The organism is Enterococcus sp. 7F3_DIV0205, assembly GCF_002141365.2.
GTDB classification, from domain to species: Bacteria; Bacillota; Bacilli; order Lactobacillales; family Enterococcaceae; genus Enterococcus_L; species Enterococcus_L palustris.
Window position 1 is genome coordinate 702,184 of the sequence record NZ_CP147244.1, and the last position, 25,426, is coordinate 727,609.

Genomic DNA, 25,426 nt, shown 5'->3' on the forward strand with positions numbered 1-25,426 from the left:
ATTTGGAAAAACGCCAAGATATTCAAGAATTAACGCTTGAAGAAGTAATGGGCGATCGTTTTGGAAGATATTCCAAATATATCATTCAAGAACGGGCCCTACCTGATATTCGTGACGGGTTAAAACCTGTACAACGTAGAATTTTATTCTCCATGAACAAAGATGGAAATACCTTTGAAAAAAGTTTTAGAAAATCCGCAAAATCAGTCGGAAATATCATGGGGAATTACCATCCCCACGGTGACAGCAGTATCTATGAAGCAATGGTTCGTTTAAGCCAAGATTGGAAACTTCGTGAAGTTTTAATCGAAATGCACGGGAATAACGGAAGTATGGACGGTGATCCGCCAGCTGCAATGCGTTATACCGAGGCTCGTTTATCTGAATTAAGTGGAGAACTTTTAAAAGATATCGAAAAAGAAACAGTGGATTTTGTTTGGAACTTTGATGATACTGAAAAAGAGCCGACTGTTTTACCTGCAAAATATCCTAACTTATTAGTGAATGGTTCAACTGGGATTTCAGCGGGTTATGCTACAGAAATTCCTACGCACAATCTAGCTGAGATCATTGATGGTACGATTTATCTGATCGACCACCCAAATGCGACATTAGATAAACTGATGGAATTTATTCCAGGACCGGATTTCCCGACAGGTGGAATTCTACAAGGGAAAGAAGAAATCAAAAAAGCCTATGAAACAGGTCGTGGCAAAGTAATCCTTCGCTCTAAAACAAGAATTGAACCTTTAAAAGGCGGCAAACAGCAAATTATTGTCACCGAAATTCCTTATGAAGTCAATAAAGCGACTCTAGTTAAGAAGATGGATGAAGTCCGCTTAAACAAAAAAATCGATGGAATTGCCGAAGTTCGTGATGAAAGTGACCGGACAGGCTTACAAATCGCGATCGAATTAAAAAAAGATACAAATGCTGAAGGCATTTTGAATTATCTTTTCAAGAATACTGAGTTACAAATCAACTATAACTTCAACATGGTTGCTATTGATAATATGACACCACAACAAGTGGGTCTAAAACGTATTTTAGATAGTTATATTGCGCACCGTAAACAAGTGATCACTAACCGCAGTCAATATGAATTGAATAAGGCAAAAAAACGCCAACACATCGTTGCCGGTCTAATCAAAGCCTTATCGATCTTAGATAAAGTGATCGAAACGATCCGTGGTAGTAAAGATAAAAAAGATGCTAAAACGAATTTAGTCAAAGCCTATGCCTTTACTGAAGAACAAGCAGAAGCGATTGTGACGTTACAATTGTATCGTTTAACCAATACAGATATTACGCAACTTGAAAAAGAAGCGGAAGAGTTAAACCAGCTTGTTACTGAGTTGACAAAAATTCTGAGTGATGAAAAAGAATTATTCAACGTGATGAAAAAAGAATTACGTGAAGTCAAAAAACAATATGGTAATCCACGCCTGACACAAATCGAAGATGAAATTCAAGAAATCAAGATTGATACGAAGGTTCTGATTGCTCAAGAAGATGTAGTTGTTACGGTTACCCATGAAGGGTACATCAAGCGCAGCAGTTTACGCTCTTACAGCGCATCGAAACCAGAAGAAGTGGGAATGAAAGACGGGGACTTCCTGCTTTACACAGGAGAAGTCAATACATTAGATCACATCTTGCTGATTACAAATAAAGCAAATGTGATTTATCGACCAGTCCACGAACTTCCAGACTTGAGATGGAAGGAAATAGGTGAACATATTTCACAAGCTATTTTAAATCTCTCAATCGACGAATCGATTATAGCTGTTTATACCTATAAAGAACTATCTCCAACCAAAACATTTGTCTTTATGACAAAAGAAGGCATGATCAAACAAAGTAAAATGACCGATTTTGAACCTTGGAGGACCTATAAGAGTCGCCCAACAAACTGTATGAAACTAAAATCTGAAACTGATGAAATTGTAAATGTCTATTTGACAAATGAACAAAAAATCTTAGATGTCTTTTTAGTTAGCCATCGTGGCTTTGGTTTACGCTATCCACTAGAAGAAGTACCTGTAGTAGGTGCCAAAGCTGCCGGTGTTAAAGCCATGAACTTGAAAGAGCAAGATTATGTAGTGAATGGTTTATTAGTTCATGAAGACGGCGATACCCCGATCGTGATGTTAACACAGCGAGGAAGCATTAAACGAATGCTAGCTCAAGAATTACCTCAACTGGGACGTGCCAAACGAGGATTGATGGTTCTTAGAGAATTGAAAAAAAATCCACATCGTGTAACCTTTATGTCGGAAAGCAGCCCATTAGAACTATTAGTTACAACACAAAACGGTAAGCAGTATACGATTGACTCTGAAAAGTATCCAATTAATGATCGAACATCAAACGGTTCCTTTATGCTTGATGAAAAACAAGATGGTGAAATTCTTGAAGTACATGAAATGCATACAGCTGAACTAGAAGCAAAAGAAGAAGAAAATTCTAAATAATTCATATAACTGTTCTATATAATTAGCAAAAAAGGGTATCTGTACTAGCACAGATACCCTTTTTTGTATAACAGATTTCTTACTTTCAATATCAACAAAAAACAAGTTAGTTAATTTTATCACAAATGCAAAACGTTGTTATATAAGCTTTTCGAGTTGAAATAGGTCGTAAAAACAGTGGTTAGTTCAAAATATAGTAAGGAAAGGCTTGCATAAAATCCGCGATGTGTTATACTAATCACATAAAGCTGTTACAGTAGATTTCAGCATACTAAGGAGGCCCACAATGGAGCAATGGAAAGGCTTTAAAGGCGACAAATGGAAAACATCAGTAGACACACGTGACTTTATTCAAAGAAACTACACTGAATACACAGGTGATGATTCTTTCCTAGAACAAATCGCGCCAAGCACAGACAAATTATGGACAAAATTACAGGAATTATTTGAAGTACAACATGAAAAAAATGGTGTATACGACATGGACAGCAACATTCCTGCAACCATTACATCACACGAACCTGGATATTTGATCAAAGAAGAAGAAACAATCGTTGGTTTACAAACGGATGTTCCATTAAAACAAGCATTTATGCCATTTGGCGGTATCAATATGGCAAACAACTCTTTAACATCAAATGGATATGAAGTAGACTCTGAAATGTCTAAAATATTCACAGAGTGGAGAAAAACACACAACCAAGGTGTTTTCGATGCTTATACACCAGAAATGAGATCAGCACGTAAAAACAAAATCATCACAGGTCTTCCAGATGCTTATGGTCGTGGTCGTATCATCGGTGACTACCGTCGTATTGCATTATACGGAATGGACTTCTTAATTGCTGAAAAGAAAAAAGATTTAAGCAACACTGGTAACAAAGTAATGACAGATGATGTTATTCGTTTAAGAGAAGAAATCTCTGAACAAATCAGAGCAATGGCTGATCTTAAAGAAATGGCTTCAACTTATGGTTTTGATATCTCTAAACCAGCTGAAAATGCCAAAGAAGCAATCCAATGGTTATACTTCGGTTACCTAGGAGCAATCAAATCACAAAATGGTGCTGCAATGTCTATCGGACGTATCTCAGCATTCTTAGATATCTATATCCAACGTGATTTAGACGCTGGATTGATCACTGAATTTGAAGCACAAGAAATGATCGATCACTTAATCATGAAATTACGTATGGTTAAATTCGCTCGTACTCCAGAATATAACCAATTATTCTCTGGTTACCCAATTTGGGCAACATTATCAATCGCTGGTATGGGCTTAGATGGCCGTTCATTAGTGACTAAGAGTGATTTCCGTATCTTACACACATTAACAAACATGGGACCATCTCCAGAACCAAACTTAACTGTGTTATATTCTTCACATTTACCAGTTGGATTCAGAACATTCGCTTCTAAAATTGCGAAACAAAGTTCATCTATCCAATTTGAAAATGATGACTTATTACGCGCTAACTGGGGATCAGATGACTGTGCAATTGCATGTTGTGTGTCTGCAACAGTTATGGGTAAAGATATGCAATTCTTCGGTGCTCGTGCCAACTTAGCGAAAGCTGTCCTTTATGCAATCAATGGTGGGGTAGACGAAAAAACGAAGATGCAAGTAGCTCCTAAATTCCGTCCAATGACTGGCGATACTTTAGACTACAACGAATTTATCGATCGTTATAAAGATATTATGGATTGGTTAGCTGAATTATATGTAAATACTTTAAATGTTATCCACTATATGCATGATAAATATTCTTATGAAGCAGCACAATTAGCCTTCATGGAAAGCAACTTAAACCGTACTTTCGCAACAGGGATTGCAGGGATTTCACATGCTGCAGACTCAGTAATGGCGATCAAACATGGTAATGTACAAGTGATCCGTGATGAAGATGGATTAGCAATTGACTATGTTCCTCAAAATGAGTTCCCAACTTATGGTAACGATAATGAAGAAGCAGATGCAATGGCTAACTGGATCCTTGAATACTTCATGACTCAAATCAGACGTCAACATACGTACCGTAATGCAAAACCAACAACATCTCTATTAACAATCACTTCAAACGTTGTTTATGGTAAAGCAACTGGTAACACACCAGATGGTCGTCGTGCGGGTAAACCATTAGCACCTGGTGCTAACCCAAGTTACCAAGATGGTAAATTCTTAGGTGAGAAAAATGGTCTTTTAGCATCACTTAACTCAACTGCTAGATTAGAATATACAAGTGCATTAGATGGAATTTCTAATACACAAACAATCAACCCTAACGGTTTAGGTAAAGATGATGACACAAGAATCGACAACTTACGTAACGTAATGGACGGCTACTTTGATAAAGGCGGTTACCACTTGAACGTTAACGTATTCACAAATGAATTATTATTAGATGCGCAAGCTCATCCAGAAAAATACCCTAACTTAACAATTCGTGTATCTGGATATGCCGTGAAATTCCGTGACTTAACTCCTGAGCAACAAGCAGACGTTATCTCTAGAACTTCTCACGACAGACTATAATAAACAAACAATTGAAGGGTTGACCTCGTGTCAGCCCTTTTTTTAAAAGAAATGAGGAACGAGAAATGACAACTCCTGTTATCGGTAGAATCCACTCTACAGAAAATTTTGGGACCGTTGATGGACCCGGCGTTCGTTTTATTGTCTTTACACAAGGTTGCCGCATGCGTTGTCAATTTTGTCATAACCCAGACACTTGGAAAATTGGTTCTGGCGGACGCGAAGTTACAACAGATGAAGTTTTGGATGAAGCAATCAAGTATCGTTCTTATTGGGGCGATAAAGGCGGCATCACTGTCAGCGGTGGCGAACCGTTACTTCAATTAGAATTTTTAACTGACTTATTTAAAAAAGCCAAAGAAAAAGGAATACATACAACGATCGATACTTGTGGCAAACCATTCACGAGAGAAGAACCTTTCTTTAGCCAATTTCAAGAACTGATGAATTATACTGATTTATTATTATTTGATATCAAACACATTGATAATGAACAGCACAAATTACTGACTTCATTAGGAAATGAAAATATTTTAGAAATGGCCCAATATCTTTCTGAAATTGGTAAACCGGTTTGGATTCGTCACGTTTTAGTTCCAGAGCGTAGTGACTACGATGAGTATTTAATCCGTTTAGATACTTTTATTAAAACATTGAAAAACGTCGATAAAGTTGAAGTATTGCCGTATCATACAATGGGCAAATATAAATGGGATGAATTAGGCCTAGAATATCCACTTAATGGTATCGAGCCGCCTAAAGAAGACCGTGTAGAAAATGCTAAAAAACTACTTCATGTCGATGACTATCAAGGTTTTGCGACAAGATAGTTTATAAAAATAGAAAAGAGCGGCAATTATTGTTGTTTCTTTTCTATTTTTTGTTATTATTAGTAATGAAGAAAAAAGAAGGAGTGAACTATTTTTATGTCAAAAATTCTTGTTTTTGGACACCAAAATCCTGATACAGATGCAATTGGAGCTGCAATCAGCTTTGCATACTTACAAAAAGAACTAGGTAAAGATACAGAAGCTGTAGCATTAGGTGCACCAAGCGAAGAAACTCAATATGCACTAGATTACTTCAATGTAGATGCACCAAGAATCGTAGAAAGCGCTGCTAATGAAACAAAACAAGTCATGCTTGTAGATCACAACGAATTCCAACAAAGTATTGCTGATATTGCAGATCTAACTATCCTTGCTGTAGTCGATCACCACCGTATCGCTAACTTTGAGACAGCTGATCCATTATACTATCGTGCAGAACCCGTAGGCTGTACAAGTACAATCGTTTTAAAGATGTTTAAAGAAAACAATGTCACTATCCCTAAACAAATTGCTGGGATGATGGTGTCAGCGATCATTTCAGATACGTTGTTATTCAAATCACCAACATGTACACAAGAAGATATCGATGCAGCAAATGAATTAGCAGATATCGCAGAAATCAACTTAGACGGCTATGGTTTAGATATGTTAAAAGCTGGTACAAATTTAAGTGATAAATCAGCTGAAACATTATTAGATTTGGATGCTAAAAGCTTCCCAATGGGAGATAAAAACGTTCGTATCGCACAAGTCAATACAGTTGATCTAAATGAAGTACTAGACCGTCAAGTAGAGCTAGAAGCGGCAATGAATAACGCAAACGCAGCGAATGGGTATGACTTATTCGTCTTGATCATCACAAATATTTTAAATAGTGATTCTGAATTATTAGTGATTGGAGATTCATTAGATAAAGTAGAAGCAGCATTTAAGGTGAAATTAGATAATAACCGTGCATTTTTAAATGGAGTTGTTTCTCGTAAAAAGCAAGTTGTTCCTCAATTAACAGAAGCATTTAGTTAAAAACTATACATCTGATTTAGCAACTTAATAAACTACAGGTGGTGTTTTAATGACTCCACCTGTAGTTTTTATTTTTTATCTAGGTTAAAGAAAGAGTGATCTTATCGTGAAAAATACAACCTACTATTTTACAACAGACAAAAATGAAACAGAGTTAAATAACTTGATTTTTGATCCATTATTCAAAAAAATAGTGGATTATCTTTCTAACCACAACGAGCAAGATGTGATATTACGTCAAATAAAAGCCAATATTCCAACAGATAGTAATTTAGAATTATATTTGGATAAGTTAATCAAATATGGCCTTCTTGAGCGAAAAAACAGAAGATATCATTTAACCTTTCCAATATATTCCACCCAAAAAAACGTACAAATTCCTGAAACAATAACCAGTCTATTAAGAAATATTGTTCAAAAGAATTCATCACAAGTCAATTTCTTTATATTTGGGGAATGGCTGTGGTCCTTGCTTTTTGAAGAAGAGCAGGAGGGTTACTTTTTTGGTATCGAATCTTCTCCAGAGTCATTCTCTTTACAATTCTATCGCAAAAGAGAGGAGGGGAATGATACATTACGATTTGTGTCTGTTTATCAAGAGAATCAGATTCCGTTTGACTTGGCCAATTATTTCAATTTACTTTCGAGAAGGGTAGAGCTGCCTGAACATTTCAAACCCTTACAAGACATAATTGGTGATGTGGACATCCATTATTTTATAGCCCAAATTCAAAAAGTAATTCGTTCTGCTAAGCGAAATCCTTCAAGAGTAAGAAAACCAAATATTTTTGAAGAGGCTTTGATAACTACAAAAGACTTAATCAGAAATACTGAAGGAGAATTATTTCTCGAAGCAACTTATCTAGAGGATGATAAACTTTCAGAAGAAAACCAACTTACTCTAGATAAACTAGAAACAGAATTCAGGTTGTTATGGAAGACCATTGACGATCAGAACCAACGTATATTCTATAAGATGCAAGTATATAGCATTTTGTTTAGTACATGTTTTCCAAATCAAAACCAAATTCGTTACTTCAAACACTAAGTTACCATAATTATATTATGTAAACTTACATATAAATCAAACAACGTCCTTCATTTTTAATAAATCAAGAGACGTTGTTTGATCATTTATTTCTTTTGCGTACTTTCTTTGTCCAAAAACCACCGGAGATAAACTTAGGTTCATACGAAATGATAAATGCTCTAGGTTCTTTTTCGTTGATTAGTTTATAAAGGCTACGTTCATTTTTACGTGGAGATAAAATTTCTAAAATCATTCGTTCACCTTCACGACCAGCTCCAAAACTTTGTGTAACACCATAACCGTGATCTCTTAGTATTTCTGGTAGATTGAGCTGCTCTGTGGAAGAAGGTAGGATAGCTGTTACCATAATGTATCCCAGCGCTAAATAATCTTCGATTTTGATTCCAACACTGATACCCACTGCATAACCCAGCGCATACACAATTAGATTTAGTGGATTATCTAAGCGGTTGAGTACCATGCTAAGGCCTAACACGTAGATCGTTATCTCTGCCATACTTACTAAAGGCGCGATCAAGCGATAGCCTTTCATAGTTAGCATAAAACGAATCGTATTCAATGTAATATAAGAAAAATTAACCACAAAGATAGTTACTAACATTTTGATGTCCATTTTAATATTTCCTCTTTTCAATTAACAATATCAGCATATTATAGTACAACATTATGAGAATTAAAATAGTAAAAATCCAAATATAAAAATAATTTTGATTTAGGCCATGCACACAACGAATCTTTTTTTAAGAGATGTTATTTGTTGGATGAATCTATGGTTTTTGCTATAATCAATATATTACGTATTTTAAGGGAGACATGAAATCGGATGAGAATTTTTATCATCATACTTTTGGTATTATTGTTATTAAATACCACTGCAGCACTTATTACTGTTTTTAGAAAACCACGTAGCATTTCAAGTGTTTTAGCTTGGATCATGACGTTATTATTTTTACCAGGAATCGGCTTTATTATTTATCTTTTTTGTGGCAGAGGCATCAATGGGCAAAAAGTGTTCAATCTGACTGCTTATGATAAAGAAAAAATTACTGAAATCAAGAACATGGTCGATGAAGACAATCTCAAGTCAGATGGAAAATTGGATATTAATTTATTAACTGACGCACGTGTGTTGAATAAATACTTTAGAAATATGGATTCTTCACCATTAAGTAAACGGAATAGTCTAAAAATATATACAGATGGAAAAGAAAAATTCGATGCCCTATTTGATGATATTCGTCAGGCTAAAGAAACAGTCCATGTTGAATATTATTCCTTTTTTAACGATCATATCGGGAATCAGTTTTTAGATTTATTAGGGGAGAAAGTAAAAGAAGGGGTCTCGGTTCATTTGATTTATGATCCTTGGGGCTCTCCTGGAGCAAACAAAAAGTTTTTTGCTGCATTCGTTGCCTTAGGAGGGAAGGTTGCACCTTTTATTACGTCAAAAAACATGATTAGCAAGACTCGTTTAAACTATCACCTACATCGTAAAATCGTCGTAATAGACGGGAAGATCGGGTGGACTGGTGGATTTAATGTTGGCGATCAATATTTAGGAGATAGTAAGAAATTTGGTTACTGGAGAGATACACATATCCGTTTAGTTGGCACTTCCGTATTCTCCTTACAGGAGATTTTTATTATGGATTGGAACGCTTCTGTACAACATGAATCACAAAAAATGGATTATTTAGAAAACTATTTCCAAATTGCTGAAGACAACGAACTTGGAAATTTAGCCTTACAGGTGGTGTCTGATGGACCGGACTCTGAAGAAGAAATCTTAAAAAGCGGTTTTATCAAAATGATTTTATCTGCTGAAAAATCGGTTTGGATTCAAACACCTTATTTAATACCAGATGACAGTATGATCAATGCATTGTTGATTGCAGTTCGATCTGGTATTGATGTGCGCATCATGATTCCGTGTATGCCAGACCATCCATTTATTTATCGTGCAACTCAATATTATGCCAATTACCTACACAAAAGAGGTATTAAGGTCTATATGTATCAAAATGGCTTCTTGCATGCTAAAACGATGATTATCGATAATGAAATCTGTATGGTCGGTACCACAAATCAGGATATTAGAAGTTACGCATTGAATTTTGAAGTAAGTACATTTATCTATGATACCAGAATCGCATGGAAACTAACTCAAATATTTGAATCCGATATGGATAACAGTCTTTTATTAACGGACGAAATTATTCGCAATCAATCTCATTGGTTACGATTTAAGCAAAACTTTTCACGATTGTTATCACCGATACTATAAATAAAAAAGGAACAAATTCGTAAGATGTCGAATTTGTTCCTTTTTTATTAGGTACACAGATAGGACACGGGATGGAAGTCTCCAATGTAATAATTGCACGCCGCTTTTTCAATTCCGTATTCTAGTTAACATAATATACATTATACAAAGTAGTTTCTGAACTGTAAAATATGGATAGATTTATATTTTTATCCTTATACTCAATAAACTCTATTGTAATTCTAAAAATGTATTAATTTCGTTCGTTACTTTTTCACGTTCATCTAGTTGCAAATTATGTCCAGCGTTTTCTAACAGAATAAAAACTCCTTTCGAAAAGTCTTTTTGATTTTCGATCATGTCTTTATAGCCGACAACTTCATCTTGTTCACCTAAAATAATTAATGCTGCACAATTGATAACTTCACCAAAAAGACTTTCTTCGAAACCGAATGAATAGCCATTTTTTTGAAAAGACTTTTGGAATTCGCGGTCTCCTACAGAAAGTCCTGAATGGATTTCTGAAACATAGTTTTCATATCCTTTTTTAGTGATATTAACAGCATTGTTTTTGTATTCTTCGAAAAGGGTTTTATCTTCAACTTCAAAATATGCCGCTTCTCCTTCGAGTCTTTTCGGTAAACGGCGTTTACCGAAAAGCGCCTTCACTACAGGTGCTAATAAGATTAACTTTTCTACTCTATCAGGTATCGCTTTTATTATTCCTAATGCTAGGTATCTCCCATATGAATAACCTAAAAGAGAAAAAGATTCTTTACCAATGATATCATTTATAAATTCAATTAAAACGGTCAATAATTCATTAGCGTTAATCATTTTTCTAGGTGCGGCCGATCTTCCCATACCAGGTAAATCAATATAAATCCGTTTATACGCTTTATTCTGAAGAGACTCTTCGACAATCCCTTTAACACTTCTGTGGTCAATAGAAAAACCGTGGATAATTAGTAACGGATCCCCTTGACCAACAACTGTATAATATATTTTTGCAATCTCATTAGAGTAATACATCTATCCCTCTCCTCTCTCGTTAACGTTGAAAAAACTTTTTCATTTCTGATGTCTAGTGAAGTATCCTTTTATATCATCTAACATAAAATTTTCGATTAAATTCACTTGATGTATATCAGCACCTTGTTTTAGAACTTCTTTGCACTTAATAAATGACCAATTTGGTAAAGTTCCTCTAAACCTGGGGTCATTAGCATACACAACACCATCGAGACCACTCCAGATGATGGCAGATGAGCATAACGGACAAGGTTCGAATGTTGAATATAACCAATAACCAGTTGGTAAAATATCGGTTTTTAAAAACTTACATGCTGCTCTGATTGCATTGACTTCAGCATGTGCTGTTGGATCATTATTTTCTTGAACAGTCGTTTGACCAATAGCAACGATTTCCATTTCTCTATTTACAATTGCGGCATAAATAGAGTGTGTACTCCATTGCTTTCGGATTAACTCTGACATGATTCTAGTACTTGGATGCTGGTTCATCATCTGATTGTCCCTCTTTCACTTCAATTATTTGTTTAGTTAACTAAAAGACCTTTTTTCACGAACTAATTGTTTTTCCGAGCTCAGCTAATTGTGAAAGAATTGGAAATAGAAGTTGCGTTTTTTCTGTCGTATAATATTCCACATGAGGAGGAACAGTTTTTTTGTCGATCCGTTTGATAAATTTATGCTCAGCTAAACTTTTTAAACATCTGATTAAAGCAACATTTGTGACGCCAGGTATGTTTCGCTTCAGTTGGTTAAATCGGATACCTTCATCATTCAATATTTGCCACAATATTTCTAGTTTCCATTTCCCACCTAAAATATTCATTATGTTACTTATAGCACAGTTTTTTTCTTCGTTCATAAATTCAAAAACTCCTTTTTAAATCAAAAATATCTAGGTAACAAAAATGTTAGTACTAGTATCTTTGTTTCCATTATTATAATATCAATACATATCAAATAAAAGCATAAATTTGATACAAAAAACTCCACGAAGGAAGTGCAATATATGTCAACAACATTTCGTAATTTACAAATAGGAATAAATCCTGTTAACTTTGAAAAAAGTAAAACATTTTATGAAGAGATTCTTGAGTTACCCTACATTGGTGTTTTAGAGACAAATGGTATCTCGCTTCACCGATTCTCTATTGATGGTTCGATTTTGAAACTCTTGGAAGCTGGAATCGGCAGTGTAGAAAAGAATCCTTTAGGAGGACCAACAGCAGCGACTGGTTTACGCTGGTTAACTGTAACTGTTAGCGATTTAGATAGGCTGTTTGAAAAAGTTTCAAACGCTGGAATTCCTGTTGTTGCTCCAATTTCTAGTGATGAAAATGGAGTTCGGTTTGCTATAGTAGAAGATCCAGATGGTATTTGGGTCGAACTTCTTGATCGCTAAAATAAAAAACCAATTGCTAAAAAATATTTAGCAATTGGTTTTTTATTATAAAATTATTGTTCATTCTTCATAGCTGCTAGTGCAGCTGTGTTGATAATATTCCAAGGTTTATCAAACGATGGTTGGAAGAAGAAATCAGCATAGGCTAAATCTTCGATTGTCATTTTCGCTTTGATTGCTAAAGAAATAGCGTTGATGTTTGCAGTTAAGTCTGCTTTTGACATCAATTGTGCCCCTAATATTTGTGTTGTTTCGGGATCATATACAAGTTTGAACCAAGCTTTTTGTTTGTCTGGATTGAAATCCATTAAATAATCTTCCACAACTAAAGCTGATTTCGTTGTTTTATTTAATTTTTTGGCCATTTCTTCATTGATACCAGTAGAGGCGAATTTGTAGTCGAAAACGGCTAAACCTGATGAACCTTGAATACCTGGGAATGGTTTTACAGGACCATTTAAATTTTTCACTGCAAAACGACCTTGTTTTCTTGCGTTTGTTGCTAACGCAATGTTGACTTCTGTTTCACCTGGATTATATTTGATCATTGTCGCATCTCCTACAGCAAAAACGTCTGGGGCACTTGTTTGCATGTACTCATCCGTTTTAATCAGCCCGTTAGGATGTAACTCTAATGTATCTTTTAACCAACCCGTATTAGGACGAACACCAACCGCTACAACAACAAGATCAGCATCATATTCCGCTTTATCTGTTACGACTTTTTGAACATGCCCTTCACCTTTATAACTTTGAACGGTTTCATTAGTTACTACGTTGATATTGTTAGCTTCCATTTCTTCTGTCAAAACATCTGTGAATTCTTTATCTAAATACACGCCTAAAGGCCGATCTAAAATATCGATCACTGTTACTTTTTTACCAGCTTTAGCAAATGATTCTGCTGCTTCTATACCAATATAGCCGCTTCCAATGACGACAACATTGTTCACTTCAGGATCAACCGTTTTTGCCTTTAATTTGATAGCCCATTTTCTGCCACGCATCAAATAAATGTTTTCTAAATCTTTTCCTGGGACATTTAATTCAAACGGAACCGCTCCTGGACTGATGATCAGTTTATCATAAGCTTCAATGCGTTCATCACCTGACAATAAATCTTTAACTATTACTTGATGACTCTCAGGTTTGATTTCAGTGATTTCAGTATTCGAGAAGACACTGACTCCTCTACTCTCCATCTTTTCACCTGTCATATATCGAACGGAGTTGACATCTTTTACCTTACCTTCTAAATAAAGTTGCATGCCACATGATAAGAAAGAAATAAAATCTCCTTTTTCATACCACTGAATTTCTGTTTCTGGATGTAAATTTAATAATTCCTCAACTGCTTCGTAACCTCCGTGCGATGAACCTAAAACTATTACTTTCATTTCACATTCCTCCTATATTCTTTATTATATAATAAAGAGTATCATATAATCATAGGCTATTACAAGTTTTTCCACTTTTTTATTCTCAATTAAGTTAAATAATTGAGAATTTCAAGTATTTTTTTGTTTGTATTATTTACATATTGTTTTCATATCAGTATATTCATTTGAATTTATCATATCTATTGCATACTCACTTTTTGGTTAAAGTGATAATCGTTCCTAACGATAGTTTACATAAATAAATTATAGACAACTAATTTGATTAGACATAATAAAAAGCCAACTATAAACAGTTAAATACGTTCATAGTTGGCTATAAAATCAGATTATTTAAAAATAGTCACTTCTTTTTTTACTTCGACAGTGATTTTGCCATTCTTAATGACATAATTTCTTTCTGGGATATCAATGATCGCATCAGCTTTTACTTTCGTGTCTAATAAAACAAGATCAGCATTATCCCCTACTTGAAGACCATAGTCTTGAAGCCCTAGTGCTTTAGCCGGATTGTCTGTAATCATAGGTAGAACAGTTGGTAAATCATCTGCTCCGCCCAAATGCCCCACAGGAATCGCTAACATGGCAATCTGCATTAAATCACCATTCCCATAAGGAGTAAACGCATTGCGAATATTATTGGTAGCTAAGCAAACATTTACGCCAGCATCACGAAGTTTTCTGATTGGTGTTACCGCTCTTCTCACATTATATAGATCATTTCTAGCGCCTAAATGTAAATCTGTAGCAGGTAAAGCCATAACGCTGATTTGTGCTTCAGCCATCAAGGTAATAATTTCATTTAGTCGTTCAGGTTCTAGTGCGTGAAGCGCAGTCAAATGCCCAACAGAAACTCTGCCGTGATAATTTTCTGCAATCGTCTTTTTACACAAATACTCAATCGAAATATCTGTTGCTTCATCACTGAAATCTTGATGAAGATCAATGTCTTTATCATATTTTTTAGCAATTTCAAAAACTAAATCGATATGTTTATCAGCTGGTGCATCATTGTAAGGAATCCCCCCGACAACATCTGCACCCATTTCCATTGCTTCGTACATCATTTTTTCAGTCCCGGGAGCTTTAAAAATCCCTTCTTGAGGAAACGCAACGATTTGCATATCGATTAAATCTCGATATTCTTCTTTTAATTTCATAATTGTTTTAAAACCCGAAAAACCTTGTGCAGGATCAAATTCTGCATGGGTTCTCACTGCTGTCACACCGTGAGAAATAATCATTTCTAAGGCTCTTTTTGCTCGTGAGTAAATGTCCGCTTCTGTAAATGTGGGTTTCAATTCAGCTGTAACACTAATGGCTTCTTGTAAAGTTCCAGACTTGTTTGGTTTTCTATCTGCAATCAGTGCTTTATCTAAGTGAATATGACTTTCTACTAATCCGGGAATCAATACTCGACCTTGAGCCTCGATCACAGTAACCGAATTCTCAGTTATACTTTCTGAAATTGCAACGATTTTCCCATCTTTAATTCCAACATCCTGCAACGCTTCTCCATCACTTAATCTTGCTTGTTTAATTAAAATATCCATTCTTGAACACCCTTTCTATTTTAAATAAAGAATCCAATTGCAATCAATACAACTGAAGCTAAACTGATCCATTTTACATTGCCTTTTACCACATCTAAAATCGGAATTTGGAATCCAGATGATAAAGCTTGCATCGTGATATTGACAAAACTCATTTGGCTTCCTAGCCCTACTCCAACTGCAACTAATCCAAGCTCGATAGATGAAAAACCTAATGACACAGCTACAGGGAGAACAAGAGTTAACACGGAACCTACATAAGCACCCGCAGGAACACCGATTAAAATTCCCGTTAAAATCGCAACTGGAACCATGATCAACGTAGGCGCAGCACTTGCAATACCCGCAATAACAGCAAAGGTACCAGTTTGAGCAATGATATTAATAAATGCTAGGAAAATACCTACTTGGAACAATCGAGTCAAAATATACGTAGAACCATCCACCATAGCTTCCACAGACTGATTCAACGTGAAATCTGAACAAATAAAAATCAAAGCCAATGTCAAAACCATATAGACTAGCGGCGTCAATAATGGGAATCCTACAAGATCATTAACTACAGGACCGAAAATTACGGCAAACAATAAAAAGATTGCAGGTAAAGTCAATTTAAATAATGCTTTATTACTCATTTGCGCGTATTCATCATCACTATTTTCTTTAAAACCAATATTTCGACGTTTTGTTCCCCAAAAAGCTAAAATAATAGCTAACGCACAAAAAAGTAACCAAATCGGACGCATATCTGAAACATATTTTGCTACACTGAAATCGCCTAATTTAGAAACGATACTAGACTCCAATGAAGCTGGTGAAGTCGTAAACGAAACAGCTGCCGCAAGTGACATCGCCGCAATCAGCTCAGGAACTGCTCCGACCGCTACAAATGCTAATGGTGCGATAACCATTGCGCTTCCGCCGCCAATGCCTGACATATATGTCGCTGCTGCTAACAAAATAACAATAAATGCTGAAACATATTCGACTTTGCCTTTTGTCCCACGTTTGGCAAGTGTTAATGCTGCTGAATAACCACCTGACTTAAACACGGCCATTGCAACTGCAGAATTGATGATCGGCACAGTAATGCCGAGCATCATTGGGATAGTTTCTAATAATTGCTTATTGGCTTGTTCTAATCCAATTCCACCAATAATCATCGCTAGAACACCGCCAACAAAACCAGCAATGATCATATCGACTTTCATAAATAATAAAACTAAAACTAAAATCAATGGAATGATTACGATAACCGCTTTTATTCCCGTAGGTGCTGTAATTGCATCAATCTCTTGTGCAAATGCAGGCACAAATGAAAAAAGAAACAGTATTGAAAGTAGTAGTCCACTCAAAAATCTTTTAGGTATTTTCATCATTATTCCTCCAACTTTGGTTAATTAAAACCTCTTTTTTTAACAAGTAATCATTGCATTTTTTTAATTACTGAATTTTATACCCTGGAAATATTCCAATAGGATACAAAATTATAGGTATGTCCATTTTTAGTTCTTCCACTTGATTAAGTTATTTATTCTCAAATAGAAAATAGGATAAATAACTATTTATGTGATTGAAATACTCTTGTTCACTTGTTTCAATTCAGTTACCGCAACCTCCTTCCTTCATCTTATAATACGTTTATTTTCTAAAAAAAGGAACAAGAATGCACCAATAAGTTGTAAGAACTAGAAAAGAACGGTAACGCTTGCATTTTTATGTATGCAGTATTTGTAAAAAAACAGCATATGCAAATCGAAGTACACAATTTGTTTATGCTGTTTGTCTTTACTATTCTTTTTCTTTAAGCAATTCAGTTAAATCATACGGTGTATTTTGATAAACCGCATAGTTTAACCAATTAGAAAATAACAATGAAGCTGCCATATGCCATCTTAGTTGAGGTCGTTCCTTCATGTTATCATTTGGAAAGTAATTTTTAGGTAGTTTAGGATGAATCCCTTTTAATTGATCTCGCTCGAATTCTTGTTCAAGCGTTTCCCGATCATATTCTAAATGTCCGGTTGCATAGTATGCTCGATTATTTTTATTTCCAACTAAAAAAACCCCAGCATCTTTTGATTCAACCAAAACCTCTAACTCTGCCACATTCTCTACATCACTTCTTTTAATGCCAGTATAACGTGAATGTGGAGCAAAAAATAAATCGTCAAATCCTTTTAGAATACTCCACGTTGGCGCCAGTACATCATGATCATAAATCCCTGTTAATTTTTGGTCTAATAGGTACTTATCGATTTTATGATGGTAATAAAGCCCTGCTTGCGCTCCCCAACAAATGTGAAACGTTGAAAATACGTGTGATTTACTCCATTCTAAAATCCCTTGTAATTCTTCCCAATAATCAACATCTTCAAATGGTAGTTGTTCAACTGGTGCGCCTGTAATAATCAAACCATCGTAAAATTTCTCCCGAACTTCTTTGAATTGATAATAAAAGCGGTTTAGATGTTCACTTGATGTATTTTTTGCCTCGTGACTACTCATATGCAAGAAGTCAACATTTATTTGCAATGGCGTATTACTGAGTAGTCTTAACAGTTGAACTTCTGTTTCATCTTTTTTAGGCATTAAATTTAAGATTAAAATTTCTAAAGGTCGAATGTCTTGGTGCATAGCACGATCTTCGTCCATTACAAAAATTTTCTCTTTCTCTAATACTTTAATAGCTGGTAATTCTTTTGGAACACGAATCGGCATACCCATATCCTCCCTTTCTATTTGTCTAATTTCATTTTACGATAAAACGCGGGAGAAAGGAAGTTTCTTTCTGAGAAAACGCTAAGCAAACTTCTAATTTTGATTTTCATCAAAAAAACACGAGGCAGGATGTTAGTCCCACCTCATGTTTTCCCTTATAGAAAGTAAACTTGTTAATGCCTTAGATTATTCTTCTTCTTTGTTTTTGCGTTTGAAGGTGAAGAAGGCAAAGACACCTAATAGTAACGCTCCTACTACTCCCCAATTGCTGACAATTTCACCGTTATTAGGAAGATTTTTTTGTCCGCCGCTTAGGTTTTTCAAGCCAGAACCGCTATTATTACCTAAGTTGCCGCCGTTACCAGTTCCATTACCGTTGCCATTGCCGTCACTTGGATCGGCTGGCAGTTTAAAGCTAGCTGGTTCACTTTGATTACCATCGCTATCTTTGGCAATTGCTAAAATCAGCTCTTTTGGTTCAGCAAAGCCGATTGGGATTTCAATAACAAATCCACCGTTATCGCCTGCCGTCGCCGTACCTAGAACTTCTCCAGCTGCATTTTGAAGTTCTACATCATTTCCTGGTGTTGCGATTCCCTTGATTGTATAACCAGTCATTGAATTACCAGTTACACTGTTAATGATTGGTGTAGCAACATAAACTGTTGGATCAGCTGGTGTCATAAATGGTGTTGCTGTACTGACTTCTCCATTACTATTTTCAGCAGTGGCTGTTAGTGGTTCATTTTCAGTAGCAGCTCCTATTGGTAAAGCGATAGCAAACTCACCGTCTAGTGCAAGTGGAGCTCCACCTGAAATTGTTCCATTCAAATCAGCTACACCTGATCCGATAACTCTTCCTGCCGCATTGCGGATTTTCACTTTATTTCCAGCCGTTGCTCTACCTGTTACAATGTAACCTGTTTTAGATGTCCCTGTCACGTTATCGATAGCAGGTGCCTCGACATTTGATGAAGGATCAGCTGGAATTGTAAATAATGTTGGTAAGCTTGAGTTAAGCGCATCATCGATTGCGACTGCATTTAATTGTTGTAATGGGTCTACATCTTGAGAAGTCAATTCAATTGAGAAGTTGCCCGTTCCGTCGACTTCTCCAGCTCCTACCTCAGTTCCCGAAAGAGTTCTAAGTGATACTGTATTACCTGCAGTTGCTGTCCCTGTCACTGTATAGCCCGTTTGGGAGTTCCCTACTACACTTGTTATGATTGGTGCTGCAACTACTACTGGATCTGCTGGCGTTGTAAATGATGTCGCTGGACTTTGATTACCTGCCCCGTCAGAATCTATTGCTCTCAATTGTTCAAGTTGACTAGCTGAGCCTGCTGGAAGCACTACTGAGTAATTTCCGCTACCATCTACTTGAACTGAACCAATTACAGTTCCATTTAATTTCTTGATTGAAACAGTATCTCCTGCAACTGCTGTTCCAACTACTGTATATCCAGTTGCTGAAGTTCCAGTTACACTAGTAACCACTGGTGCTTGGATTGACACTGGATCTGCTGGTGTTGTAAAGACTGTACCAGGACTTGTGTTTCCGTCCGCGTCTTTAGCAGTTGCTGTTAATTGTTCGTTTGGTGATGCTGAGCCTGCTGGAATCGTAACTGTGTAATTGCCACTGCCATCTGCTACAGCACTTCCAATTACTGTGCCGCCTGTGTTTTTAATTTCTACAGTACTTCCTGCTGGTGCTGTACCTGTCACTGTATAGCCCGTTGCTCCTGTACCTGTTACACTATCAACTGTTGGTGCTGTGACTACTACTGGATCTGCTGGTGTTGTAAATGGTGTTGCTGAGCTTTGGTTATTATCTCCATCTACAGCTACAGCAGAAAGTTGTTGCAATGGTGTTGCTGAGCCGACTGGAATTACAACTGTGTAATTGCCACTACCATCTGCTACTGCACTTCCAATAATTGTTCCTCCAGTATTTTTCACATCTACTCTATTACCAGCTGTAGCTGTACCTGTCACTGTATAGCCTGTTGCTCCTGTACCTGTTACAGTATCCACAGTTGGTGCACTAACAATCACTGGATCTTGTGGCGTAGTGAAAGGAGTTGCCGGACTTTGGTTTCCGTCAGCGTCTTTTGCTACTGCAGATAATTGTTGATTTGGTGTTGCTGAACCTGCTGGAAGCACTACTGAATAATTTCCACTTGGATCCGCTGTTGCAGTTCCAATAACTGTCCCGCCTGTATTTCTAACTTCAACAGTATTCCCTGCGGTTGCCGTACCTGTTATAGTATAACCTGTTGCTCCTGTACCTGTTACACTATCAACTGTTGGTGCTGCAACTACTACTGGATCTGCTGGTGTTGTAAATGCTGTGGCTGGACTTTGGTTGCCATCAGCGTCTTTGGCTGTTGCAGTTAATTGTTGACTTGGTGTTGCTGAGCCAGCTGGAATCACAACTGTGTAATTGCCACTACCATCTGCTACTGCTGTGCCAATGACTGTTCCGCCCGTGTTTTTAATTTCTACAGTATTGCCAGCCGTTGCGGTTCCCGTTACAGTATAACCTGTTGCTCCTGTACCTGTTACACTGTCAACTGTTGGTGCTGTGACAACCACTGGATCTGCTGGTGTAGTGAATGATGTTCCAGGACTTGTGTTGCCATCCGCATCTTTGGCTGTTGCGGTTAATTGTTCATTTGGCGATGCTGAGCCAGCTGGAATCGTAACTGTGTAATTGCCACTACCATCTGCTACTCCTGTTCCAATCACCGTTCCGCCTGTATTTTTAATTTCTACAGTGCTTCCTGCTGGTGCTGTACCTGTCACTGTATAACCTGTTGCTCCAGTACCTGTTACACTATCAACTGTTGGTGCTGTGACAACCACTGGATCTGCTGGCGTAGTGAATGGTGTTGCTGGGCTTTGGTTTCCATCAGCGTCTTTAGCAGTTGCGGTTAATTGTTGACTTGGTGTTGCTGAACCGATTGGAATCACAATTGAAAAGTTTCCACTTGGATCTGCAACTGCTGTTCCAAGAATCGTGCCACCTGTATTTTTGATTTCTACAGTATTACCAGCTGTCGCTGTACCTGTTACGGTATAACCGGTAGCTGAGGTACCTGTTACTGTATTCACTGTTGGTGCTGCAACTACTACCGGATCTGCTGGTGTTGTAAATGGTGTTGCCGGACTTTGATTGCCATCAGCGTCTTTGGCTGTTGCGGTTAATTGTTGACTTGGTGTTGCTTGCCCAGCTGGAATCGTAACGGTGTAGTTGCCGCTTGGATCTGCAATTGCTGTTCCGATTACTGTCCCACCTGTGTTTTTGATTTCTATAGTATTTCCAGCCGTTGCGGTTCCCGTTACGGTATAACCTGTTGCAGCTGTACCTGTTACAGTATCTACTGTCGGTGCTGTGACTACTACTGGATCTGCTGGCGTTGTGAATGATGTTCCAGGGCTTGTGTTACCATCCGCATCTTTTGCTGTTGCGGTTAATTGTTCATTTGGTGATGCTGAGCCTGCAGGAATCGTAACTGTGTAATTGCCACTTGGATCTGCAACTGCTGTTCCAATAACTGTGCCACCTGTGTTTTTAATTTCTACAGTACTCCCAGCTGGTGCCGTACCTGTTACGGTATAACCTGTTGATGAGGTACCCGTTACACTGTCTACTGTTGGTGCTGTGACTACTACTGGATCTGCTGGTGTTGTGAATGGTGTTGCTGGACTTTGATTGCCATCCGCATCTTTTGCTACTGCAGATAATTGTTGACTTGGTGTTGCTGAGCCTGCAGGAATCACAACTGTGTAGTTGCCACTTGGATCTGCGATCGCTGTTCCAATTACCGTTCCGCCTGTATTTTTAACTTCTACAGTATTACCAGCTGTCGCTGTACCTGTTACAGTATAACCTGTTGCTGAAGTACCCGTTACGCTATCTACTGTTGGTGCTGTAACAACGACTGGATCCGCTGGTGTTGTAAATGCTGTTGCTGGACTTTGATTGCCATCCGCATCTTTGGCTACTGCAGATAATTGTTGGTTTGGTGTTGCTAGACCAACTGGGATCGTAACAGTATAGTTGCCACTTGGATCTGCAATTGCTGTTCCGATTACCGTTCCACCTGTATTTTTGATCTCCACTGTATTACCAGCTGTGGCTGTACCTGTTACGGTATACCCTGTTGCTGAAGTACCAGTTACACTATCCACGGTTGGTGCTGCAACTACTACCGGATCTGCTGGTGTTGTAAATGCTGTTGCTGGACTTTGATTGCCGTCAGCGTCTTTGGCTACTGCAGATAATTGTTGACTCGGTGTTGCTGAACCTGCTGGAAGCACTACTGAGTAATTGCCACTTGGATCTGCGATCGCTGTTCCAATGACTGTTCCTCCTGTATTTCTAATTTCAACTGTGTCTCCAGCTGTCGCTGTACCTGTCACAGTGTAGCCTGTTGCTCCAGTACCTGTTACAGTATCAACTGTTGGCGCTGTGACAACGACTGGATCTGCTGGTGTGGCGAACGCTGTTGCTGGACTTTGATTACCATCAGCGTCTTTTGCTATTGCAGATAATTGTTCGTTTGGTGTTGCTGAACCTGCTGGAATAGTCACTGTATAGTTCCCGCTAGGGTCCACAACAGCCGTCCCAATTATCGTGCCACCTGTGTTTTTAATGTCAATAGTATTTCCAGCTGTCGCTGTACCTGTTACTGTATAGCCAGCTGTGGATGTGCCTGTTACATTGTCAACGGTTGGTGCCGCGATAACCACTGGATCTGCTGGCGTCGTAAACGGTGTAGGCGTACTTTCAGTTACGCCAGATTTGGCAACTGCGGTTAAAGACTCGCTTGCTGTTGCTTGACCTTGCGAAATCGGGATACTAAAATTACCACTGCCGTCCGCTGTCCCTGTTCCGATTACAGTTCCACCCACATTGCGAATTTCAACAGTATTTCCAGCTGTCGCTGTACCTGTTACTGTATAACCTGTTGCTGAGGTACCTGTTGTATTTGTTACTACTGGCGGTGCCACTACAATTGGATCAGCAGGTGTTGTAAATGCGGTTGGTGTACTCTCGTCTGGTCCAGATTTGGCAACTGCATTTAAAGATTCATTGGCTGTTGCTTGACCTTGCGGAATTGAAATACTGAAATTACCGCTACCATCCGCTGTACCCGTTCCAATTACCGTTCCACCTGTATTACGAATTTCAACAGTATTTCCAGCTGTCGCTGTACCTGTTACTGTATAGCCCGTCGTTGAGGTACCTGTTGTATTTGTTACTACTGGCGGTGCCACTACTACTGCATCTGCAGGCGTGGTAAATGATGTTGGCGTACTTTCATCCGATCCAGATTTGGCAACTGCAGTTAATGACTCATTAGCTGTTGCTTGGCCTTGTGGAATAGTAATACTGAAGTTACCACTTCCATCTGCTGTACCAGTTCCGATTACAGTTCCACCTGTATTGCGAATTTCAACAGTATTTCCAGCTGTCGCTGTACCTGTTACTGTATAACCCGTTGCTGAGGTACCTGTTGTATTCGTTACTACTGGCGGTGCTACTACTACTGCATCTGCTGGTGTTGTAAATGGTGTTGGTGTACTTTCGTCTGATCCAGATTTGGCAACTGCAGTTAATGGCTCATTAGCTGTTGCTTGGCCTTGTGGAATAGTAATACTGAAGTTACCACTTCCATCTGCTGTACCAGTTCCGATTACAGTTCCACCTGTATTGCGAATTTCAACAGTATTTCCAGCTGTCGCTGTACCTGTTACTGTATAACCCGTTGCTGAGGTACCTGTTGTATTTGTTACTACTGGAGGCGCTATCACTACTGCGTTACCAGCGTAATAGATATCAGAAACCCCATTAGCCGTATTGATCAAACTAACATCAATAGTATCAGCTTTTATAACAGTACCAACAAATCTAGCATCTAAGTTTTGAGATAAGCTTGTTGGACTAACAACAGTTGTTGGGATATTGATTGTTGTAGATCCTAATACAGAAGCATCAGCCAGTTGGTTGACCCCCGCTCCGCCAAGACCGACTAACGGTAATGCCACGTTAATAGCTGTATTCACTGTGCCTTTAACTGGAAGTAGCGCAGCGTTAATGGCTGCAGCAACTATATTACTACCAATTCCGCTACCCTCTGCCTCTAAAGCAGTAACGGCAGCTTGCAAATCTTGTAAAAGTGTTGAAACATTCTGAGCTAAAACTAAACCTAAGCCATCATCAATATTGGCTTGAATATATTTACCGTCAGGAGAAAGAACAGCAGTAGAACTAAATTGCGCACTACCAAAATTTTCAAGATTATTTAACGCATCGATTTTTTGATTAACTTCAGTTAAATTCAATGTAACACCAGTTAAACTACCTAAGGAACCATCAACAATATCAGTTAACAAATTAGATAGTGTGTTAACAGCATCTAATGTTCCCGTTAAAAATGTTAGGTCCCCTACAGTTAAAGTAATATTTGTATCAATCTGAGCCGGTCCATTTGTAGAAACACGTCCATTTAATTCGGTTGGAATGGATAAAACTGCTTGCTTTGTGCCGCTTGTGATAACAGAACCACCAACTAACTCACTACCAGAAATTGAAAAATTGACATTTTTTGTAGCGCCATCTGCTGCAAAACGGTTGGCAGTAGTAGTTCCACTATCGTTTGAACTTGTTATATTAGATAGGATTTCAGCATCTAATATAGCAGCGGAAGCAGTAATTCCTCCTGGCAAATAAAATGTCAAGGGAACAGTCAATGGTGCAATAACTAGACTACTTGTTAACACTAATGATAATGCGCGATATTTATTCTGTTTTTTTGATTTATTAGTGCTTTTCTTTTTTTGCTTATCATCTTTCATAATTATCCTCCTCTTGCAATCAAACTGATACCACATAACGAACAACTAGAAGCTTTTAAAAAAATTGACACTCTCCTTTCTTAAATCGTGAGCAACATAACTTAATTAAGCTTCTACCTACAGATTTTATAACCTTTATAATATTTTTGGAAATGATATGTATTGAAAATGCTTATTATTTTTTTATATACTTATAATAATTAAATGAAAACGGCAAGAAAAACAAGCGTAAAAGCTTATTTAACAACGTATAAACGATTTTTATTTATTAATTATTTTATAA

16 protein-coding genes and 1 pseudogene are annotated in these 25,426 nt (G+C 37.5%); 7 read left to right on the plus strand and 10 right to left on the minus strand.

The genetic code is table 11. From position 1 onward, the window contains the following. Positions 1-2 precede the first annotated feature (2 nt). From parC to A5821_RS03260, 5 genes are all read left to right on the plus strand, one after another. The gene (gene parC, locus A5821_RS03240) at positions 3-2,474 is read left to right on the plus strand and encodes a DNA topoisomerase IV subunit A (protein WP_086313064.1); all 2,472 of its coding nucleotides are present in this window, start codon (positions 3-5) and stop codon (positions 2,472-2,474) included. A 286-nt stretch (positions 2,475-2,760) separates the two neighbouring features. Then, positions 2,761-5,007: a formate C-acetyltransferase gene (gene pflB / locus A5821_RS03245; protein WP_086313065.1), complete on the plus strand. Its 2,247-nt coding sequence runs from the start codon at positions 2,761-2,763 to the stop codon at positions 5,005-5,007. 65 nt (positions 5,008-5,072) lie between these two features. Then, positions 5,073-5,837, plus strand: coding sequence for a pyruvate formate-lyase-activating protein (gene pflA, locus A5821_RS03250; RefSeq protein WP_086313066.1), 765 nt, complete (start codon positions 5,073-5,075; stop codon positions 5,835-5,837). 96 nt (positions 5,838-5,933) lie between these two features. Next, complete coding sequence (locus tag A5821_RS03255) at positions 5,934-6,860, plus strand: manganese-dependent inorganic pyrophosphatase (protein ID WP_086313067.1); 927 nt, start codon at positions 5,934-5,936, stop codon at positions 6,858-6,860. A 106-nt stretch (positions 6,861-6,966) separates the two neighbouring features. Beyond that, positions 6,967-7,908, plus strand: coding sequence for a DUF1803 domain-containing protein (locus A5821_RS03260; protein ID WP_086313068.1), 942 nt, complete (start codon positions 6,967-6,969; stop codon positions 7,906-7,908). A gap of 82 nt (positions 7,909-7,990) precedes the next feature. On the opposite strand, the gene A5821_RS03265 is transcribed toward A5821_RS03260, so the two are convergent. Continuing rightward, positions 7,991-8,530 carry a DUF2179 domain-containing protein gene (locus A5821_RS03265; protein ID WP_086314298.1) on the minus strand — a complete coding sequence of 180 codons (540 nt, stop codon included), beginning with the start codon at positions 8,528-8,530 and terminating at the stop codon, positions 7,991-7,993. A 204-nt stretch (positions 8,531-8,734) separates the two neighbouring features. Here A5821_RS03265 and cls point away from each other — a divergent pair, with 204 nt between their 5' ends. Beyond that, on the plus strand, positions 8,735-10,195 hold the full coding sequence (gene cls, locus A5821_RS03270; RefSeq protein ID WP_086313069.1) for a cardiolipin synthase: 1,461 nt from the start codon (positions 8,735-8,737) through the stop codon (positions 10,193-10,195). A 210-nt stretch (positions 10,196-10,405) separates the two neighbouring features. Here the strand turns inward: cls and A5821_RS03275 are convergent, their stop codons facing one another. From A5821_RS03275 to A5821_RS03285, 3 genes are read right to left on the minus strand one after another with little or no spacing between them, the layout of a single operon-like run. After that, complete coding sequence (locus A5821_RS03275; RefSeq protein ID WP_086313070.1) at positions 10,406-11,206, minus strand: alpha/beta fold hydrolase; 801 nt, start codon at positions 11,204-11,206, stop codon at positions 10,406-10,408. A 39-nt stretch (positions 11,207-11,245) separates the two neighbouring features. Further along, complete coding sequence (locus tag A5821_RS03280) at positions 11,246-11,701, minus strand: nucleoside deaminase (protein WP_249921820.1); 456 nt, start codon at positions 11,699-11,701, stop codon at positions 11,246-11,248. 55 nt (positions 11,702-11,756) lie between these two features. Further along, positions 11,757-12,068: a winged helix-turn-helix transcriptional regulator gene (locus A5821_RS03285; protein WP_010772493.1), complete on the minus strand. Its 312-nt coding sequence runs from the start codon at positions 12,066-12,068 to the stop codon at positions 11,757-11,759. Positions 12,069-12,215: 147 nt separating this feature from the next. On the opposite strand from A5821_RS03285, the gene A5821_RS03290 reads away from it, so the two are divergent. Then, a complete protein-coding gene (locus A5821_RS03290; RefSeq protein ID WP_086313071.1) occupies positions 12,216-12,608 on the plus strand; it encodes a VOC family protein in 393 nt (130 codons plus the stop codon). Positions 12,609-12,661: 53 nt separating this feature from the next. Here A5821_RS03290 and A5821_RS03295 read toward each other — a convergent pair whose 3' ends face one another. The 6 genes and pseudogenes from A5821_RS03295 to A5821_RS03315 all read right to left on the minus strand — a co-directional run. Next, entirely contained in the window at positions 12,662-14,005 is a 1,344-nt protein-coding gene (locus A5821_RS03295) for an FAD-dependent oxidoreductase (RefSeq protein WP_086313072.1), read from the minus strand. Positions 14,006-14,334: 329 nt separating this feature from the next. Next, positions 14,335-15,558, minus strand: coding sequence for an amidohydrolase family protein (locus A5821_RS03300; RefSeq protein WP_086313073.1), 1,224 nt, complete (start codon positions 15,556-15,558; stop codon positions 14,335-14,337). A 20-nt stretch (positions 15,559-15,578) separates the two neighbouring features. Then, positions 15,579-16,934, minus strand: coding sequence for a citrate transporter (locus A5821_RS03305; protein WP_086313074.1), 1,356 nt, complete (start codon positions 16,932-16,934; stop codon positions 15,579-15,581). A gap of 415 nt (positions 16,935-17,349) precedes the next feature. Then, entirely contained in the window at positions 17,350-18,279 is a 930-nt protein-coding gene (gene metA, locus A5821_RS03310) for a homoserine O-acetyltransferase MetA (RefSeq protein WP_086313075.1), read from the minus strand. A 186-nt stretch (positions 18,280-18,465) separates the two neighbouring features. Beyond that, positions 18,466-20,334, minus strand: a complete 1,869-nt coding sequence (locus A5821_RS17565) for an Ig-like domain-containing protein (protein WP_422392085.1) — start codon at positions 20,332-20,334, stop codon at positions 18,466-18,468. Next, positions 20,335-25,143: pseudogene (locus tag A5821_RS03315) on the minus strand (Ig-like domain-containing protein); the annotation flags it as partial. Between the last annotated feature and the right edge of the window lie 283 nt (positions 25,144-25,426).

Excerpts from the sequence above, each read along its gene's own strand:
- A5821_RS03275 (WP_086313070.1), bottom strand. The coding sequence starts at position 11,206 with ATGTATTACTCTAATGAGATTGCAAAAATATATTATACAGTTGTTGGT.
- A5821_RS03300 (WP_086313073.1), bottom strand. The coding sequence starts at position 15,558 with ATGGATATTTTAATTAAACAAGCAAGATTAAGTGATGGAGAAGCGTTG.
- pflB (WP_086313065.1), top strand. The coding sequence starts at position 2,761 with ATGGAGCAATGGAAAGGCTTTAAAGGCGACAAATGGAAAACATCAGTA.
- A5821_RS03305 (WP_086313074.1), bottom strand. The coding sequence starts at position 16,934 with ATGAAAATACCTAAAAGATTTTTGAGTGGACTACTACTTTCAATACTG.
- A5821_RS03285 (WP_010772493.1), bottom strand. The coding sequence starts at position 12,068 with ATGAACGAAGAAAAAAACTGTGCTATAAGTAACATAATGAATATTTTA.
- A5821_RS03255 (WP_086313067.1), top strand. The coding sequence starts at position 5,934 with ATGTCAAAAATTCTTGTTTTTGGACACCAAAATCCTGATACAGATGCA.
- A5821_RS03295 (WP_086313072.1), bottom strand. The coding sequence starts at position 14,005 with ATGAAAGTAATAGTTTTAGGTTCATCGCACGGAGGTTACGAAGCAGTT.
- A5821_RS03290 (WP_086313071.1), top strand. The coding sequence starts at position 12,216 with ATGTCAACAACATTTCGTAATTTACAAATAGGAATAAATCCTGTTAAC.
- cls (WP_086313069.1), top strand. The coding sequence starts at position 8,735 with ATGAGAATTTTTATCATCATACTTTTGGTATTATTGTTATTAAATACC.
- metA (WP_086313075.1), bottom strand. The coding sequence starts at position 18,279 with ATGCCGATTCGTGTTCCAAAAGAATTACCAGCTATTAAAGTATTAGAG.
- pflA (WP_086313066.1), top strand. The coding sequence starts at position 5,073 with ATGACAACTCCTGTTATCGGTAGAATCCACTCTACAGAAAATTTTGGG.
- A5821_RS03280 (WP_249921820.1), bottom strand. The coding sequence starts at position 11,701 with ATGATGAACCAGCATCCAAGTACTAGAATCATGTCAGAGTTAATCCGA.